The 17,925-nt window shown below is 67.9% G+C and carries 18 protein-coding genes; 13 read left to right on the top strand and 5 right to left on the bottom strand.

Annotated features, from left to right (window positions below; genetic code table 11):
- Positions 1-3: 3 nt before the first annotated feature.
- From G6N35_RS13435 to G6N35_RS13425, 3 genes are all read left to right on the top strand, one after another.
- Complete coding sequence (locus G6N35_RS13435) at positions 4-411, top strand: hypothetical protein (protein ID WP_163804701.1); 408 nt, start codon at positions 4-6, stop codon at positions 409-411.
- Positions 412-510: 99 nt separating this feature from the next.
- The gene (locus G6N35_RS13430; protein WP_163804700.1) at positions 511-912 is read left to right on the top strand and encodes a hypothetical protein; all 402 of its coding nucleotides are present in this window, start codon (positions 511-513) and stop codon (positions 910-912) included.
- Between the two features lie 41 nt (positions 913-953).
- Positions 954-1,370 (top strand): hypothetical protein, encoded by a 417-nt coding sequence (locus G6N35_RS13425; RefSeq protein ID WP_163804699.1) that lies wholly within the window; start codon positions 954-956, stop codon positions 1,368-1,370.
- A 189-nt stretch (positions 1,371-1,559) separates the two neighbouring features.
- Here the strand turns inward: G6N35_RS13425 and coaA are convergent, their stop codons facing one another.
- Positions 1,560-2,498: a type I pantothenate kinase gene (gene coaA / locus G6N35_RS13420; RefSeq protein WP_163804698.1), complete on the bottom strand. Its 939-nt coding sequence runs from the start codon at positions 2,496-2,498 to the stop codon at positions 1,560-1,562.
- Between the two features lie 30 nt (positions 2,499-2,528).
- Between coaA and G6N35_RS13415 the strand changes: the two genes are divergently transcribed.
- The 6 genes from G6N35_RS13415 to G6N35_RS13390 all read left to right on the top strand — a co-directional run bounded on the left by G6N35_RS13415 (position 2,529) and on the right by G6N35_RS13390 (position 9,821).
- On the top strand, positions 2,529-3,746 hold the full coding sequence (locus G6N35_RS13415) for a DUF885 domain-containing protein (protein WP_163804697.1): 1,218 nt from the start codon (positions 2,529-2,531) through the stop codon (positions 3,744-3,746).
- Positions 3,747-3,777: 31 nt separating this feature from the next.
- Positions 3,778-5,256, top strand: a complete 1,479-nt coding sequence (locus tag G6N35_RS13410) for a glycine hydroxymethyltransferase (protein WP_163804696.1) — start codon at positions 3,778-3,780, stop codon at positions 5,254-5,256.
- A gap of 63 nt (positions 5,257-5,319) precedes the next feature.
- Positions 5,320-6,150 carry an acyl-ACP desaturase gene (locus tag G6N35_RS13405; RefSeq protein WP_163804695.1) on the top strand — a complete coding sequence of 277 codons (831 nt, stop codon included), beginning with the start codon at positions 5,320-5,322 and terminating at the stop codon, positions 6,148-6,150.
- Between the two features lie 203 nt (positions 6,151-6,353).
- Entirely contained in the window at positions 6,354-7,676 is a 1,323-nt protein-coding gene (locus G6N35_RS13400) for an RNA 5'-3' helicase PhoH2 (protein ID WP_163804694.1), read from the top strand.
- Between the two features lie 46 nt (positions 7,677-7,722).
- Positions 7,723-8,604, top strand: coding sequence for a polysaccharide deacetylase family protein (locus tag G6N35_RS13395; protein ID WP_163804693.1), 882 nt, complete (start codon positions 7,723-7,725; stop codon positions 8,602-8,604).
- Between the two features lie 8 nt (positions 8,605-8,612).
- Positions 8,613-9,821: a cation:proton antiporter gene (locus G6N35_RS13390; RefSeq protein ID WP_163804692.1), complete on the top strand. Its 1,209-nt coding sequence runs from the start codon at positions 8,613-8,615 to the stop codon at positions 9,819-9,821.
- On the opposite strand, the gene G6N35_RS13385 is transcribed toward G6N35_RS13390, so the two are convergent.
- Positions 9,788-10,378: a carboxymuconolactone decarboxylase family protein gene (locus G6N35_RS13385; RefSeq protein WP_163804691.1), complete on the bottom strand. Its 591-nt coding sequence runs from the start codon at positions 10,376-10,378 to the stop codon at positions 9,788-9,790. The genes G6N35_RS13390 and G6N35_RS13385 overlap by 34 nt on opposite strands.
- Before the next feature lie 39 nt (positions 10,379-10,417).
- Here G6N35_RS13385 and G6N35_RS13380 point away from each other — a divergent pair, with 39 nt between their 5' ends.
- Positions 10,418-10,753, top strand: coding sequence for a winged helix-turn-helix transcriptional regulator (locus G6N35_RS13380; protein ID WP_163804690.1), 336 nt, complete (start codon positions 10,418-10,420; stop codon positions 10,751-10,753).
- Here G6N35_RS13380 and G6N35_RS13375 read toward each other — a convergent pair.
- Entirely contained in the window at positions 10,750-12,177 is a 1,428-nt protein-coding gene (locus G6N35_RS13375) for a class II fumarate hydratase (RefSeq protein ID WP_163804689.1), read from the bottom strand. The genes G6N35_RS13380 and G6N35_RS13375 overlap by 4 nt on opposite strands.
- Positions 12,178-12,189: 12 nt before the next feature.
- The gene (gene glpX, locus G6N35_RS13370) at positions 12,190-13,221 is read right to left on the bottom strand and encodes a class II fructose-bisphosphatase (protein WP_163804688.1); all 1,032 of its coding nucleotides are present in this window, start codon (positions 13,219-13,221) and stop codon (positions 12,190-12,192) included.
- 55 nt (positions 13,222-13,276) lie between these two features.
- On the opposite strand from glpX, the gene G6N35_RS13365 reads away from it, so the two are divergent.
- Positions 13,277-13,933 (top strand): DUF4245 domain-containing protein, encoded by a 657-nt coding sequence (locus G6N35_RS13365; RefSeq protein WP_246224302.1) that lies wholly within the window; start codon positions 13,277-13,279, stop codon positions 13,931-13,933.
- Between the two features lie 12 nt (positions 13,934-13,945).
- Positions 13,946-14,743 (top strand): dienelactone hydrolase family protein, encoded by a 798-nt coding sequence (locus tag G6N35_RS13360; RefSeq protein ID WP_163804686.1) that lies wholly within the window; start codon positions 13,946-13,948, stop codon positions 14,741-14,743.
- On the opposite strand, the gene G6N35_RS13355 is transcribed toward G6N35_RS13360, so the two are convergent.
- A complete protein-coding gene (locus tag G6N35_RS13355) occupies positions 14,740-16,365 on the bottom strand; it encodes a sensor domain-containing diguanylate cyclase (protein WP_246224592.1) in 1,626 nt (541 codons plus the stop codon). The genes G6N35_RS13360 and G6N35_RS13355 overlap by 4 nt on opposite strands.
- A gap of 120 nt (positions 16,366-16,485) precedes the next feature.
- Here G6N35_RS13355 and G6N35_RS13350 point away from each other — a divergent pair, with 120 nt between their 5' ends.
- Positions 16,486-17,886 (top strand): 13E12 repeat family protein, encoded by a 1,401-nt coding sequence (locus tag G6N35_RS13350; RefSeq protein WP_163804684.1) that lies wholly within the window; start codon positions 16,486-16,488, stop codon positions 17,884-17,886.
- Positions 17,887-17,925: the final 39 nt, after the last annotated feature.

Genomic DNA, 17,925 nt, shown 5'->3' with positions numbered 1-17,925 from the left:
AGCATGACCGCCATCGCCACCCGACCACTGTCGGACTCCACGGATTCATTGCTTCGCTTTGCCCTGCGGCTCGATGCCACGCTGACGGGATTCCTCGGATTGGTCGTCGCGACGATGGCCGACCCGATGGCCCGACTGACCGGACTCACCGCCGTTCAGGAGTACGCCATCGGTGCCGTCTTCGTGCTGTACGGCCTCGGCGTCTACGCCCTGGCCGCTATGCCCGACATCCGCCGGGTCGGCATCGCACTGGTGGCGGTGAACACCGTCAACACGGTCGCTCTCGTGACGGTCGCGGCCGCCGGGCTGGCGCCGCTCACCTCCGCAGGCGTGGCCGTGACGCTGGCGTGCTCGGCCTACACCGCTGCGTTCGCCGCCCTGCAGTACCTCGGAGTGCGCCGTCTGGCGTGACTCCCGCCCCGCCGGTGTGGGGCAGCGCCGTGGAGGTTTCGGCGCCCTGCCCCGCACCGGCTTTCATTCGCTGAATCACCCACCGAGAAGGGACGTTCCATGACCGCTCTGACCACCAAGACCCAGTCCGAGGCGCTGCTACGGATGGCCATGCGCGTCGACGCGGTGCTGTCCGGCGTCTGCGGCCTCACTGTGATCGTCGCGGCCGGCCCCATCTCCAGGCTTACCGGCATACCGACCGCCGCCGAATACGCCATCGGCGCTGCCTTCCTCGGCTACGCCACCGCGGTGGTCCTGGCCGCCGGCCTCGAGCGGGTACGCACTGCCGGCATTGTCACCGCGATCGCCAACCTGATGTTCACCGTCGCGGCCCTCGTCGTCGTACTAGCCCGGCCGGTCGAGCTGACCACCGCAGGTGTGGTCGCCGTGCTCGCCAGCGGGGTGTACACCCTGGTGTTCGCTGACCTGCAGTACCTCGGGGTGCGGCGTATCAAGACCTGAACGTTCGCCCCGTACACCCGGCCCCGCTAGGGTTTGCCGTCATGCAGATCGACGCATTCGCGGCATCCCGTAGGGCAGTCCTGGAAGAGGCCGGTGGCGTATCCGCTGAAGGCTTTCCGATGACCAGCTGTCTGGTCGAGAGCTTCCCCACCCAGATCACCATCCCGCTGGTGCTGGCGGTGCACACCTCCGGTGGTACCGATTACGAGATGCGGCGGTTCATCATCGCCACATCGCCAGCGGGGGAGCGGATAGGGCTGCTCGACTTCGCCTGGCAGTGGCCGGATAACCCGGGCAGCCCGGTGAAGTTCCGGGTCTTCGCGCACTACTTGTCGATCTCGGTGTACAGCCCCGGCGTCTACACCATCGGCCTATACGAGGATCCCGACGGCGAGGCCGAGGTGGCCTTCCCATTGCCCGTGCTGCGGCTCAACCCATTGACCGGCGCGGCCAACTAGGCCCGATTGTCGGACTCCTCAACGCGGCTCGTGCCTCGCCGCTTGATCGTCGTCCAACCAGGCCCGACTGTCGGACTCCTCAACGCGGCTCGTGCCTCGCCGCTTGATCGTCGTCCAACTAGGCCCGATTGTCGGACTCCTCAACGCGGCTCGTGCCTCGCCGCTTGATCGTCGTCCAACCAGGCCCGACTAGAGCTTGCGCAGTCGCAGCCGGTTGATCGAATGGTCGGCGTCCTTGCGCAGCACCAGTGTCGCGCGCGGGCGGGTCGGCAGGATGTTCTCGATCAGGTTGGGGCGGTTGATCGAACTCCAGATATCCCGGGCGGCCGCCACGGCTCGACTGTCCGAGAGTCCGGCGTAGTGGTGAAAGTGCGAGGCCGGGTCGGCGAAGGCGCCGCTGCGCAGGGCCAGGAACCGCTCGATGTACCAGTGCTCGATGTCCTCGATGCGGGCATCGACGTAGACCGAGAAGTCGAACAGGTCCGAGACCATCAACGTCGGGCCGGTCTGCAGGACGTTGAGCCCCTCCAGGATCAGGATGTCGGGATGGGTGACGACGTGTTTCTCGCCGGGCACGATGTCGTAGATCAGGTGTGAGTACACCGGCGCGTACGCCTGGTCGGCGCCCGACTTCACCGACGTGACGAACCGCATCAGGGAGCGCCGGTTGTAGCTCTCCGGAAAACCCTTGCGGTGCATCAGGTTTCGACGGCTCAGCTCGGCGTTGGGGTAGAGGAAGCCGTCGGTGGTCACCAGGTCTACCCGGGAGTGGTCCTCCCACCGGGCCAGCAGCGCCTGCAGCACGCGCGCGGTGGTGGACTTGCCCACGGCCACGCTGCCCGCCACGCCGATGACGAACGGCACCGGACGGTTCGGGCTCTGTTGCGATTCGCCGAGGAATTCCGCGGTCGCTGCGAACAGTCGCTGGCGCGCCGCCACCTGCAGGTGGATCAACCGGGCCAGCGGCAGGTAGACCTCTTCGACCTCCAGGAGGTCGATCTGCTCTCCCATGCCGCGCAGGCCTGTCAGTTCCTCCGCGGTGAGCTTCAACGGGGTCGACATGCGCAGGCTGCGCCACTCAGTCCGGTTGAACTCCACGTAGGGGCTGGGTTCGCTCAGCCGCGCCATGGGCACAGTCTTGCAGCTAGCGTTGTGGGTATGCAGCCCGGCACCCTCATCCGCGACTACCTCATGCTCGGCTTGCGTTTCGACCGCATCGAGGAGGGCTACGTCGACTCCTTTACCGGCGACCCCGCGCTGCGTCGCGCGGTGGCCGACGAACCGGCGCCGGAGCCCGCCGAGCTGGCCCGTCAGGCCGACCGGCTGCTGGCCGACCTCCCGCAGGTTCCCCGAACCGGCGGCTTCACCGACCAGCGTGCCGATTTCATCGGCGCCCACCTGCGGGCGCTGGCCTGCGCGGCCCGCAAGTTCGCCGGTGAACCGGTGGGCTTCGTCGATGAGGTCCAGGCGTATTTCGATGTCCGGATCAGCCGTGGCGACGAGGACCGTTACCGCGCCGCGCACGCTCGTATCGACGAGGTGCTGGGGGGCAGCGGCCCGCTGGCCGACCGGATGGCCGCCCACCGCAGCGCCGAGGAGATCCCGCCGAAGCGCCTGGAAGAGTGCATCCACGCCTTCTCCAGTGCGTTGCGCGACACCGTGCGCGCCAGCTACCCGCTGCCGGACGCCGAAACCATCGTCTACGAGGTCGTCACCGACAAGCCCTGGTCGGGGTTCAACTACTACGAGGGCAACTATCGTTCGACGGTCGCGGTCAATGCCGACGTCAAGCAGCAGATGGCCAACCTGCCCCGGCTGGTGGCCCACGAGTCCTACCCGGGTCACCACACCGAGCACTGCCGCAAGGAGGCCGGCCTGGTCGCCGGCCACGATCAGCAGGAGCAGACGATCTTCCTGGTCAACACTCCGCAGTGTCTGATGGCTGAGGGCCTGGCTGACCTGGCGCTGTACGCCGCGGTGGGGCCTGGCTGGGGGAGTTGGGCCGCCGGCATCTACGCCGATCTCGGGTTGCGATTCGACGGTGAGCGCGCCGAGGCGCTGTCCGAGGCGTCGGCGGCGCTGGCTGATGTGCGCCAGGACGCGGCGCTGATGCTGCACGACGAGCACCGCGACGTCGACGACGTCGTCGCCTTCCTGCAGCGCTGGCTTCTCCTCGACGACGCCCGGGCCCGCCAGTCGCTGCGGTTCCTGTCCGACCCGTTGTGGCGGGCCTATACGAGCACCTATGTCGAGGGTTACCGGCTGCTGCGGTCCTGGCTCGACGCACGTCCCGCGGAGGTGGGGTTGACCGAGCGGTTCGGCCGGCTGCTGGACGAGCCGCTGATCCCGTCGTCGTTGCGGGCCGAGGTGGCGTAACACACCGCGCGCGGGCCGATAGGCTTGGGTCATGACCGCAGACTCGACGCTTTCCGCTTCGGCCGCCGCCCCCGGCGCTGACTACGCCGCCACCGCCAGCGAGGCTTACCGCGCCGCTCTGTCGGTCATCGAGTCTGTCGAACCGCGGATCGCGGCGGCGACTCGTCAAGAGCTCGCCGATCAGCGAGGTTCACTCAAGCTCATCGCCAGCGAGAACTACGCCTCGCCGGCAGTGCTGCTGACCATGGGCACCTGGCTGTCCGACAAGTACGCCGAGGGCACGGTCGGGCACCGCTTCTACGCCGGCTGCCAGAACGTCGACGAGGTGGAGAGCATCGCCGCCGAGCACGCCCGTGAACTGTTCGGCGCGCCCTACGCCTACGTTCAGCCGCACTCCGGCATCGACGCAAACCTGGTGGCGTTCTGGGCGATCCTGGCCACCAAGATCGAGGCCCCCGCGCTGGCAGACCTGGGCGTCAAGAACGTCAACGATCTGTCCGAGGCGGAGTGGGAGCGGCTGCGCGCCAAGCTCGGCAGCCAGCGCCTGCTGGGCATGTCGCTGGACGCCGGCGGCCACCTGACCCACGGCTTCCGGCCCAACATCTCCGGCAAGATGTTCCACCAGCGCAGCTACGGCACCAACCCGCAGACCGGTCTGATCGACTACGACGCCGTCGCCGCCACCGCCCGGGAGTTCAAGCCGCTGATCCTGGTCGCCGGGTACTCGGCCTACCCGCGGCGGGTCAACTTCGCCAAGATGCGCGAGATCGCCGACGAGGTCGGCGCCACCCTGATGGTCGACATGGCGCACTTCGCCGGCCTGGTGGCGGGCAAGGTGTTCACCGGCGACGAGGACCCGGTGCCGCACGCCCACGTCACCACGACGACGACGCACAAGTCGCTGCGCGGGCCCCGTGGCGGCCTGGTGCTGGCGACCAAGGAGTACTCCGACGCCGTCGACAAGGGCTGCCCGATGGTGCTGGGCGGCCCGCTGTCGCACGTGATGGCGGCCAAGGCCGTCGCGCTGGCCGAGGCGCGTCAGCCGTCCTTCCAGGCGTACGCCCAGCGGGTCGCCGACAACGCGCAGGCTTTCGCCGAGGGGCTGCTCAAGCGCGGCGCCCGGCTGGTCACCGGTGGTACCGACAACCACCTGGTGCTGCTCGACGTGCAGAGCTTCGGGCTCACCGGCCGGCAGGCCGAGTCCGCGCTGCTCGATTCCGGCGTGGTGACCAACCGCAACGCCATCCCGGCCGACCCGAACGGCGCCTGGTACACCTCCGGCATCCGGTTCGGCACGCCCGCCCTCACCACGCGCGGTTTCGGCCCGGCCGAGTTCGACCGGGTGGCCGAGCTGGTGGTCGAGGTGCTGTCCAACACCGAAGCCGCCGCGGCCAGCTCAGGACCGTCGAAGGCCAAGTACACGCTGGCCGACGGCACGGCCGACCGGGTGCAGGCCGCGGCAGCGGAGATGCTGGACGCCAACCCGCTGTACCCCGGCCTGACCCTCTGAGAAGGCGAAACGCCGTCGGGGCCAGATTTTCCGACAGACGTGTCTTTGGGTTACAGTAACCGCATGGCACAGAAACCTGTCGCGAATGCGTTGACGCTCGAACTTGAGCCGGTTGTCGCCGACAATCTGGCCCGTTTCCTGGACACCGCCGAGGAGTGGTACGCCCACGACTACGTGCCGTTCGACCAGGGCGAGAACTTTGCCTTCCTGGGCGGTAAGGACTGGGATCCGGCCCAGGTCACGCTGCCCCAGGACGTGGTCGACGCCTGCGAGATCATGCTGATCACCAAGGACAACCTCGCCGGGTACCACCGCGAGCTCGTCGAGCACTTCATCCTCGAGGACAAGTGGGGCCGCTGGCTGGGCCGCTGGACCGCTGAGGAGAACCTGCACGCCATCGCGCTGCGGGAGTACTTCGTAGTGACCCGCAACTTCGACCCGGCCGCCGACGAGCAGGTGCGCGTGGCCCACGTCATGCGTGGCTACCGCGGTGACAAGTTCACCCAGATCGAGACGCTGGTCGTGATGGCCTTCCTGGAGGCCGCCTACGCGGTGTATCTGCGCAACCTGGAAGCCAGGATCGACGAGCCGGTGCTGCGGGGTCTGATCGGCAAGATCGCCAAGGACGAGGAACGGCACACCGAGTTCTTCCGCAACCTGGTCAACTACTGCCTCGAAGAGGTCGATCGCGACTCCACGATCAATTCGATCGCCCGCCGGGCCGGCGCGTTCGGCGTCGTCGGTGGCGACATCATCGAGTACCAGGACAAGCTCGCCAACGTGGCCAAGGCCGGGATTTTCGACCTCGCCGCGGCGCGCACCGTGGTCTCCGACAGCATCAAGCACTGGGGCCTCGGTGACGAAGCGGTGCTGCGCAAATTCGTTCTCGCGTAACAGCCATATGACGCGGCGCGTCCACACGGCGCGTCGGCTCACACCGGAGTAGCGTCGCCGTTGATGGCTAGCGACATGCTCTGCTGTCCGGGCGGTACCGATCGTTTCGGCGAAAGGACCGGCTCCGGTCCTGGTGCTGCTGTGTCCCTCGGAAGGTCTGTGTGGGGCCGCACGGGCCGGCTGTTTGCTCAAAGGAGCGCCCAGTGACCCAATCGCCGTCGCCCGAACGCCGGACTTATGTGCTCGACACCTCTGTCTTGCTGTCCGATCCGTGGGCGTGCAACCGGTTCGCCGAACACGAGGTAGTGGTACCGCTCGTGGTCATCAGTGAATTGGAGGCCAAGCGCCATCACCACGAGTTGGGCTGGTTCGCCAGACAGGCGCTTCGATTGTTCGACGACCTGCGCCTCGAACACGGCCGGCTTGATGAGCCGATTCCCGTTGGGACACAGGGCGGTACGTTGCAGGTCGAGCTGAACCACAGCGACCCGACCGTGCTGCCGCTGGGCTTCCGTACCGACACCAATGACGCCCGCATCCTCACCTGCGCGGCCAACCTGGCTGCCGAGGGCAAGCGGGTCACGTTGGTGTCCAAGGACATTCCGCTTCGCGTCAAGGCCGGTGCGGTGGGCCTGCCCGCCGACGAGTACCACGCCCAGGACGTCATCACCTCCGGTTGGACCGGGATGACCGAGCTCGACGTGGTGGCCGAGGATATCGACGCGCTGTTCGCCGAGGGTGAGATCGACCTCGTCGATGCGCGAAACCTGCCCTGCCACACCGGTGTTCGGCTGCTCGGTGGCAGCTCGCATGCCCTGGGCCGGGTGAACGCCGACAAGAAGGTGCAGCTGGTTCGTGGTGATCGTGAAGTGTTCGGCCTCCGGGGAAGGTCAGCCGAACAGCGCGTCGCCCTCGATCTGCTGCTCGACGAGTCGGTAGGCATCGTCTCCCTCGGCGGCAAGGCCGGTACCGGCAAGTCGGCCCTGGCGCTGTGCGCGGGCCTGGAGGCGGTGCTGGAGCGGCGCACCCAGCGCAAGGTCGTGGTATTCCGCCCGCTCTACGCCGTCGGCGGCCAGGAACTGGGCTATCTGCCGGGCAGCGAGAGCGACAAGATGGGCCCGTGGGCGCAGGCCGTGTTCGACACCCTCGAAGGCCTGGCGTCGCCGGCGGTGCTCGAGGAGGTGCTCTCGCGCGGCATGCTCGAGGTGCTGCCGCTGACCCACATCCGTGGCCGTTCGCTGCACGACTCGTTCGTGATCGTCGACGAGGCACAGTCACTGGAGCGCAACGTGCTGCTGACGGTGCTCTCGCGGTTGGGTGCGGGTTCGCGGGTGGTGCTCACCCACGACGTGGCCCAGCGCGACAACCTGCGCGTCGGCCGGCATGACGGGGTGGCCGCGGTCATCGAGAAGCTCAAGGGCCATCCGCTGTTCGCCCACATCACCCTGATGCGCAGCGAACGTTCGCCGATCGCCGCGCTGGTCACCGAGATGCTCGAGGAGATCAGCCCCGGCGCCCTGCCCTGAGCCGTGTGACAGGGACCGCCCAGACGGGCCCGGTAAACTTTGCCCGGTGCGACGCCGACCCGACAGCCCATCCTGGTCCTACCTCAGGACCGTGATCGGGGTCTGTGCCGGAGTGGCCGTCGTCGTCATCGGCGGGTTTACCGGGCACGTCAAGGTTGCCAAGGCCGACGCGGTGGACTGCTCGGTGGTCAAGTGCGTGGCGTTGACCTTCGATGACGGGCCCACGCCCTATACCGACCGATTGCTGAAGATCCTGATCGACGCTGATGCCAAGGCCACCTTCTTCGAGATCGGCAACAAGGTCGCCGCCAACCCCGAGGGCGCCAAGCGGGTGGTCGAGGCCGGGATGGAGCTCGGCAGTCATACCTGGGAGCACCCGAACATGACGGCGATCCCGATCGAGGATGTGCCCGCCCAGTTCAGCAAGGCCAATGACGCCATCAAGGCGGCGACCGGCCAGACCCCTACGCTGTGGCGTCCGGCCGGCGGCCTGACCAACGACGCGGTCAACAAGATCGCCGCCCAGTACGGGGTGGCCGCCATCCTGTGGGACGTCATCCCGTTCGACTGGATCAACGATTCCAACACCGCGGCCACCCGCTACATGCTGATGAGCCAGATCAAGCCGGGCTCGGTGGTGCTGTTCCACGACACCTACTCCTCGACGGTGGACCTGGTCCAGCAGTTCATCCCGGTGCTCAAGGCCAACGGGTATCACCTGGTGACGGTGAGCGAGATGCTGGGGCCGCGTGCGCCGGGCAGCGTCTACGGGTCGCGTGACAACGGGCCGCCGGTCAACGTGCTGCAGGACATTCCGGCCTCCGAGATCCCGACGCTGCCGGCCACCCCGTCGCCCAAACCGATGCCGAACATCCCGATCACCGACATCCCCGGGGCCAACTCCGGCGGAGTCAACAACGGCGCCTAGCCGCACACGTGCACAGCAACACCGCGCTCGTCCTGACCCTGCTCGTCCTCGGCTATGCCGTGGTGTCGGCGCTGGTCAATCGCTGGTACGTCGCCCCCGCGCTGATCTTCATCGCGATGGGGATGCTGCTGGGCCCGTCCGGTCTGCAGGTGATCGACGCCAGTCCGGAGGCCGGCAGCTTCACCGTGCTGGCCCAGCTGGCGCTGACGGTGATCCTGTTCAACCAGGCGGCCCGGCTCGATATCCGGTCGGTGGTGAGCCGCGGGCACGTGTCGTTCCGCCTGCTCGTGGTCGGCATTCCGCTGACGCTGGGGCTGGGTGCGCTGACTGCGGTGCTGCTCCTGCCGATCCTGCCGTGGTGGGAGGCGGTGTGCCTGGCGGCGATCGTTGCGCCGACCGAGGTGGCGCTGATCGACGCGCTGCTCGAGGACGAACGTATCCCGCAGCGGGTGCGGCACACGCTGTCGGTGGAGAGCGGGTTCTACGACGGCTTCGCACTGGCCGCACTGCTGGCGGCGGTGGCACTGGCGTCGGCGAGCAACGACGCACATCCGGTCCGCTGGGCGTGGTTCGCCTTTCGCACCGAGGTGGTGTCGCTGGTGGCCGGTGCGGTGATCGGCCTGGCCGGCGGCTGGGCGATCGCGGTGTCCTGGAAGCGCGGCTGGATGAGCGACACCTGGGCTCAGCTGGCGACCGTCGCGGTGGCGCTGCTGTGCTTCGAGGCCGGCGAGTGGCTGCACGGCAGCGGGTTCGTGGCGGCGTTCGCCGGTGGCCTGGTGTCGGCGATGGTGGCCCGCCGGCATGCCGAGCGGGTGCCCACTCAGGTGTCCGACGCGGCCGGTCAGCTTCTGGAGCTGTTGGTGTTCGCCCTGTTCGGTGCGTTCGCGGTTCGTGAAGGCTGGCAGGGTGCGAGCTGGCAGGTGGTGGTGTTCGCGGTGCTCGCGGTGTTCGGGGTGCGCCTGGTCGCGGTGCTGGTGGCATTGATCCGCAGTGACCTGCCGATGTACAGCCGGGTCTTCATCGGGTGGTTCGGCCCGCGCGGCATCGGCACGGTGGTGCTGGGCCTGATCGTGGTGGAGCGCGGGCAGATCGAGGAGTCCGCGCTGATCACCCAGGTCGTGGTGGTGGCGGTGACGGTCAGCCTGCTGCTGCACAGCCTGACCGCCCCGCTCGGGATCCGGCGTTATGCGGTGCACCCGGCGGTATCGCCGGAATAGTCCGCGAACGACGCCGCACCTGGCTCAGTCGGCAAGCGAAGTGATCGCACCAGGTAGCTCACGGTGCGGTAGTTGCCCGCGAGCATCAGCAGCTCCAGGATCGCCTCCGGCGTGAAGGTCGTGGCGAGTTGATCCCAAAGCTGTTCGGGGACATCGCAATCGGCGTGCAGTGAATCGCACAACCGGATCAGCAGGCGCTCGGAGTCGGTCCAGCAGGTGTCGTCGGGGGTGCCGGAGGTCAGTGACCGTATCTGTTCACCGGACAGCCGGGCCGCCTCGGCGAAGGTTGCCACGTGAACGCCCCATTCATATTCGGCACCGCATTGCGCGGTGATCCGGTCGATGACGATCTCACGCTGCCGGATCGTGAGGTTGCCCCGGTCGAGCAGGCCGGCCGCGAAGAACTTGAAGAACAGCCGCGGGTCGCGCGCCAATGTCGTGAACAGCACCAACGGGGGATTGCCGCGCATGATTGCGTCGAGCGCCTGCTGGATATCGTCGGGGAACGGCGCGGAGCGAGGCACGATCCGGCCGCTATAATTTTCATAGCGTGACATGACGCCGACTCTAGCCGCCGATGCTACAAAATGTGAAGCATGACTTCTGAGCCACGACTGGGGTCGGCTGTCCGGGGTTCGACGTCCGGCCGCCCGATCATGGTCGCCCTCGACGTGTTGGGACGCCGCGGCGCACTGCGGGTGCTGTGGGAATTGCGCGGCGAGTCACTCACGTTCCGGGCACTCCAGGACGCCAGTGAGATGAACCCGGCTTCGCTGAATACGCGACTCAAAGAACTGCGGGCGCTGTCGATCGTCGAGCACACCGTGTCCGGCTATGCCCTGACCGAACACGGCGCAGCGTTGATGGCAGCGCTGGCGCCACTGCAGCAGTGGGCCGACAGGTGGGCGCCAGCGCTCGGGGCGACCAGCTAGTCGCCGTCCTTGACCTTCGCCATCGCCAGCACGTCGAGGCGCTTGTCCAGCTCGGCTTCCGACAGCTTGTCGCCGATCAGACCGCGGTCGATCACCGTCTGCCGGATGGTCTTCTTCTCCTTGAGCGCCTGCTTGGCCACCTTGGCGGCCTCCTCGTAACCGATCGCGGAGTTCAGCGGCGTCACGATCGACGGGGAGCTCTCGGCCAGCTCGCGCAGGTGTGCCTCGTTGGCGATCAGACCGTCAATGCACTTGGCGGCGAACAACTTCGACACGTTGGCCAGCAGCGTGAACGACTCGAGCAGGTTGCGCGCCATCATCGGGATGTAGACGTTCAGCTCGAAGGCGCCGGACAGGCCGCCGACGGTGATGGCGGCGTCGTTGCCGATGACCTGGGCGGCCACCTGGGTGACCGCCTCGGGGATGACGGGGTTGACCTTGCCCGGCATGATCGAGCTGCCCGGCTGCAGGTCCGGCAGCTGCAGTTCGCCGAGGCCGGTCAGCGGGCCGGAGCCCATCCAGCGGATGTCATTGGCGATCTTGGTCAGCGAGGCGGCGATGGTCTTGAGCGCACCAGACGCCTCGACCAGCCCGTCGCGGGCGGCCTGGGCCTCGAAAGAGTTCTTCGCCGTGCGCAATTCGGCCAGGCCGGTCTGCGCGACGAGCACCTCGACCACCTTGGCGCCGAAGCCCTCGGGGGCGTTGAGGCCGGTGCCGACGGCGGTGCCGCCGATGGCCAGCTCACCGAGGCGGGGCAGGGTGGCCTTCACGCGTTCGATGCCGGCCTCGATCTGGCGGGCGTAGCCGCCGAACTCCTGGCCCAGGGTCACCGGCACCGCGTCCATCAGGTGGGTGCGGCCGGACTTCACCACCGTGCGCCACTGCCGGGCCTTGTTCGCCAGCGACTCGTGCAGCACCTCGAGCGCCGGAATCAGCTGGCGCACAGCGGCTTCGGTGGCCGCGATGTGGGTGGAGGTGGGGAAGGTGTCATTGGAGCTCTGCGACATGTTGACGTCGTCGTTGGGGTGCACCGTCACGCCGTTGCGGGCGGCGATCGAGGCGATCACCTCGTTGGCGTTCATGTTGGAGCTGGTGCCCGAACCGGTCTGGAACACGTCGATCGGGAAGTGCTCGTCGTGCAGCCCCTCGGCGATCTCGCCGGCGGCCGCGATGATGGCGTCGGCCTTCTCGGCGGACAGCAGGCCGAGGTCCTTGTTGACCTGGGCGCAGGCGCCCTTCAGCAGTGCCATGGCGCGGATCTGGTTGCGGTCCAGACCGCGGAACGAGATCGGGAAGTTCTCGACGGCCCGCTGGGTCTGGGCCCGCCACAGGGCCTTGGCCGGAACCCGGACCTCGCCCATGGTGTCGTGCTCGATGCGGTATTCGCCCTCACCGGCTGTGTTTTCGACGGCACTGTCGGTCATGAAACGCCTTTCTTAGGGAAGCGGGTAGGCCGCGGACGTATCCCCGGTGAAGTCCACCGCGGAGTATTCGTTGAGCTTGGCCAGCCGGTGGTAGGCGTCGATCATCCGGACGGTGCCGGACTTCGATCGCATCACGATCGACTGGGTGGTACAGCCGCCACCGAAGTAGCGAACACCCTTGAGCAGGTCACCGTCGGTGACGCCGGTCGCGCAGAAGAAGACGTTCTCCCCGGACACCAGGTCCTTGGTCGTCAGCACCCGGTCCAGGTCGTGGCCGCGGTCGATCGCCTTCTGCCGTTCCTCGTCGTCCTTGGGGGCCAGCGTGGCCTGGATCTCGCCGCCCATGCAGCGGATCGCGGCGGCGGCGATGATGCCCTCGGGGGTGCCGCCGATTCCGATCAGCAGGTCGGTGCCGGAGTCCGGACGGCAGGCCGAGATGGCGCCCGCGACGTCACCGTCGGAGATCAGCCGGATCCGCGCACCCGCCAACCGCACCTCTTCCATGATCTTGGCGTGCCGAGGCCGGTCCAGGATGCACACCGTGACATCGGAGACCGAAGCCTTGCGCACCTTCGCGATGCGCTGGATGTTGGCCGCGATGGGCGAGGTGATGTCGATGAAGTCGGCAACGTCGGGTCCGCCCGCGATCTTGTTCATGTAGAACACCGCCGACGGGTCGAACATCGCGCCGCGCTCGGCCACCGCGAGCACCGAGATGGCATTGGGCATGCCCTTGCTCATCAGGGTGGTGCCGTCCACCGGGTCGACGGCGAAGTCGCAGTCCGGACCGTCGCCGTTGCCCACTTCTTCGCCGTTGTAGAGCATCGGGGCGTTGTCCTTCTCGCCCTCGCCGATCACCACGATGCCGCGCATCGACACCGAGTTCACCAGCTCGCGCATGGCGTCGACGGCGGCGCCGTCACCGCCCTCCTTGTCGCCCCGGCCGACCCACCGGCCGGCCGCCATGGCACCGGCCTCGGTGACTCGGACCAGCTCCAGGGCGAGGTTGCGGTCGGGTGCTTCGCGGCGGCGGGCTTCAGGCATGGCTGAGATTGTCCCAGAAGCGGGTGAGCGGTTGGGACCTGGGATACTGGCAGACGTGACAGAACCCGATGTCGCCGGCGCTGCGGCTCCGCCGCCGCCGAAGGAAGCAAAGCCGCGCCTGCTCCAGGACGGTCGCGACATGTTCTGGTCGCTGGCTCCGCTGGTGGTCGCCTGCATCGTTCTGGCGGGTCTGGTGGGCATGTGTTCGTTCCGCCCCAACGGACCCGAGGACGGCGCTGTCCCGCCGTATGACGCCGCCGCCGCGTTGCAGGCCGACGCCGATGCGCTGGGCATTCCGATCCGGCTGCCCAAACTGCCCGCCGGCTGGCAGGCCAACTCCGGCGCGCGCGCCGGTATCGACGCCGGCCGTACTGACCCGAAGACCGGCCTAACCGCCCGGGCGGTCACCTCGAAGGTGGGTTACATCGCGCCGTCGAAGATGTTCGTCAGCCTGACCCAGAGCAACGCCGACGAGGCCGCGCTGGTGTCGTCGATCCACCGGTCGATGGTGCCCACCGGCGTGCAGGACGTCGACGGGGTGAAGTGGGTGGTCTACGAAGGCGGGGAGGGCACCGAGCCGGTGTGGACCACGCGGCTGGAGAGCCCCCGCGGTCCGGCTCAACTTGCCATCACGGGTGCCGGAAGTGCCGACGACTTCCGTACGCTGGCGGTCGCGACTCAGACTCAGCAGCCCATCGTTCCCAAAACCTAGAGGGAGATGCCCATGCCCGGACCCGAAGCAGATCTGACCGGCTGGGCGTGTGCGCCGTTCAGTGCGGCGGGCTTCACCCATGACGTGTATCGCAAGGGGCAGGGTCCCGGTGTGGTGCTCATCCCGGAGATGCCCGGGGCCCACCCCGGTGTGCTGGCCCTCGGAAACTATCTGGTGGACAACGGGTTCACCGTCGCCATTCCCTCGCTCTACGGCACCCCGGGTGCCCCGTCGATGCGGCCGGGCATGGTGCCGGTGATGGTGCGCGGCTGCGTCACCAAGGAGTTCGCGGCGTTCGCGACGAACAAGGAGCGCCCCGTCTCGCACTACCTGCGGGCGTTGGCGCGCGACCTCAAGGAGAAGACCGGCGGCAAGGGTGTCGGGGTGATCGGGCAGTGCTTCTCGGGTGGTTTCGCGCTGGCGGCCGCGGTCGACGACAGCGTGCTCGCGCCGGTACTCAGCCAGCCGTCGGTGCCGATCGGTGTGACCGCCGCGCAGAAGCGTGACCCGGGGTTGTCCGAGAGCGAGCTGAAGGTGATCGAGAAGCGCGCCGCGGAGGAGGGACTGTGCGCGCTGGGGCTGCGGTTCAGCGGCGACGCGATGGCCCCCCGCGAGCGGTTCCAGACGCTCAAGGATCGCCTCGGTGACGCGTTCGAGGTGATCGAACTCGACTCGTCGCCCGGCAACGCCGGCGGCTTCGGCCGGATGGCGCATTCGGTGCTGACGCTGGAGGTCCGCGAGGAAGAGGGCCACCAGGCCTACGAGGCGCGCAAGCGGGTGGTGGAGTTCCTCAAAGAGCGTCTGACCTAGATCCGCACCACCATGTTGCGGCGGGCCTGCTTGGCCTGATACATCGCCTCGTCGGCACGCGCCGTCACCGAGCTGGCCGATTCGCCGGGAGTGGACACCGTCGCCCCGATGCTGAGGGTGGGGCAGATCGTCTGGCCCTCGTACTCGATGGGTTCGGCTGCGCGGCAACGGATTTTCTCGGCGATCTCGCCTGCCTCGTCGGCACTGTGGACACCGGGAAGTAGCACCACCATTTCGTCGCCACCCATCCGGCCGACGGTGTCACCGACGCGGATGGTGTCGCTGATGCGGGTAGCAAGGGTGGCCAGCACCACGTCGCCGACGGCATGGCCGAATGTGTCGTTGATGGTCTTGAAATGGTCGACATCGCAGAACAGGATGCCCAATTGGGAACCGGGGGAGCGGTTCTGAGCCAGTTCGGACTCCAGGCGCGCGATGAATTCGGCGCGGTTCGGCAGCCCGGTGAGGGTATCGAAGCGGGCCAGCCGGTCGAGCCGGCGCTCGGCCTCCACCTGCGCGTCGACGATCCGCAGCGCCGCGATCATGCCGTCGGTGGCGCCGTCTTCGTCCAGGTAGGGCTTGGCGTTGCCGTCGACCCAGTGGTAGCCGCCGTCTGAGGCGCCAACCCGGAAACGCGCGGAACCCACTGTGCCGCTGCGCATCTCGTTGACCGCTGCGGTGACGGCCGGTAGGTCTTCTGGCGCGATACGGTCGCGGAGATCCGAGCCGATCCACTGCGCCGGGGGTTCTCCGAAGGCGGCCTCCACCGACGGCGACACCCAGGTCACCCGGGCGCCGTGCAGGTGGAAGATCACGTCGACGGCGTTGTCGGCCAGGATGCGGTAGCGCCGCTCGGCGTTGGCTCGTTCGATCAGAAGGTGCTGTTCGCGCTGGCTGAAGTAGAACGCGATGACACCGACGATGCTGGTGGAGATGGTCGTGGCCAGGATCCACGCCGCCTCGCTGCCCAGGTCCAATGCCAGGAACGGCAGTCGCGCCAGGCTCACCACCAGCGGCAGTCCGGCCAGCACACCGATGAGCCGCAGCAGCGCCCAGCGGTCTCGGCGGGCCAGCAGCCAGGCCACCGGGTTGCGGTCCGGGCGGCCCAGCACGGTTGCCGAGGCAAGCAGCAGCACACCGACGGCGGTGGCGATGCCCTGACCGGTCGACTCCGTGAGGTGCACGCGTGAGATGACCCGGAACAGGTGACCCATCACGGTGATGGTGGGTGCGGTGCTGGCGCCCAGCAGGAAGATTCCCCACAGCACACTGGCCGGCCGCCGGTCGACGCGCATCAGCCCGACGGCCACCGCGAGGTACAGGATCGACGCGGCGGTGCGGGGGCTCGGGCCGAACGGATGACCGTTGAGGTGCTCGACGAGCATGATGCTGGCGTGTACACCGGTCGCGGCTGCCAGCGTGCGCGCCACCCGGACCTGCCAGTGCGGTGGCGCTCCGGTCTGCAGTGCGACCGCTGCCGCCAGCCCGGTCAACCACAGCGGGGTCCACGACTTGAGGTCGTCGATGCTGCTCACCCAGCCGGACAGGTCGAGCATCACGACCACCAGCACCGCGGCTATCGCAGACAGCGCCCACCATCTCAGTCGGGCTTCCGGGGTCATCACAGTGCGAAGTTAGCAACGACTAGTGCGTTAGCGCGCAGTATCCACGCTGGTCCGGTACGGAGCCGTGCCAGCACGTAATAGCCGAATCTTGTCGGGGGTCGAATGTATGTTCGAAGGATGAATCTGGGGTGCACCGCCGACGCGGGTGTGCCGGGTGCGTGTGGTGACCTGCTCGAGGCGTTGTCCGGGTTGTCGGCCTGTGATGTGGGGGCTCTGAGCCCGCGCGAGATGGTGGCGGCGCTGGAGTCGCTGCAGCGGGTGCGTAATGCGCTGCCGGCTGTCGAGCATCGGCTGCTGGCCGCGTTGCAGCGCCAGAGCACCCCTGCTGAGCTGGGTGACGCCCCGACCTGGGCGGTGTGGTTGCGCGATCTGCTGCTGTTGTCCTCGGCGGAGGCGCGCCGCCGGGTGGATCACGCCACGGCACTCGGTCCACGGACCTCGCTGACCGGACAACCACTCGGACCCGAACTGCCGGCCACGGCCGCCGCCCAGGCTGACGGGCTGATCACCGAAGCGCATGTCGCGGTGATGGCCGACTTCGCCGCCCGGATCCCCGACGGCGTCGACCCGCAGGAGGTCGCCGAGGCCGAAGCCAACCTCGCCGAGCTGGCCGCGGCGTTCACGCCCGAAGAACTACGCACCCTGGTCGCCAAACAGCTCTACTGCTGGAACCAAGATGGTCAGTTCAGCGACGCCGACCGCGCCACGAAACGCGGCATCGTCATCGGCAGGCAAGGCGCGGACGGCATGAGCCGGCTCGCGGGCTGGCTGACCCCGGCAATGCGGGCGACCTGGGAAGCGGCCCTGAAGAAAGAGGCCGCCCCGGGCCACAACCTTCCCGAGAACCCCACCGCCGTGGGCTCGGAGACCACCGAGGACCAGATCACCGCCGACAAGCGCACGCCCGCCCAACGCCACCATGACGGGCTGCAGGCCTTGCTCTCCGCGTTCCTGGCCTCTGACGTCCTCGGCACTCACCGCGGGCTACCGGTGAAACTCATCATCCGCGCCGACGTGGCTGACCTCGAAGCCCGCGCCGGCCACGCGTTGACCTCCAGCGGGTCGATGCTGCCCATCTGCGATGTCATCGCACTGCTCGACGCCAAGCAGGCCCAACCCTATCTGGCCATCTTCCACGGCGCAAAGTCGTTGCAGCTCAACGAAGGCCGGTCCAAGCGGATCGCGACTGCCGCCCAGCGTCTGATGCTGTTCGCCCGTGACGGCGGCAGCACGCGGCCGGGATCGACAACCCCGTTCGACCATTGCGAGGTCAACCACAACATCAAGTGGGCCGCACCCCACAACGGGCCGACTGACATCGACAAGCTGTCACTGATGTCCGGACCGGACAACCGCCTCCTCGACAAGGGCGGATACACGGTCACCCTCGGCACCAGAGGAATCGAATGGCGGCCCAGCCGGCGAAACACCCGCCGCCGACCACCCCGCAACTACTACTTCAACCCCCACCACATCCTCAAGCGAACCGACGCCGCAGACGACACCGACCCGCCATGATCGCCAAGCTAGCGTGACTATTGGTCGCTACATCTGCCG

It is taken from the genome of Mycolicibacterium anyangense, from assembly GCF_010731855.1.
In the GTDB taxonomy this organism is placed as follows: domain Bacteria; phylum Actinomycetota; class Actinomycetes; order Mycobacteriales; family Mycobacteriaceae; genus Mycobacterium; species Mycobacterium anyangense.
This window is presented reverse-complemented; position numbering and strand designations above follow the sequence as displayed.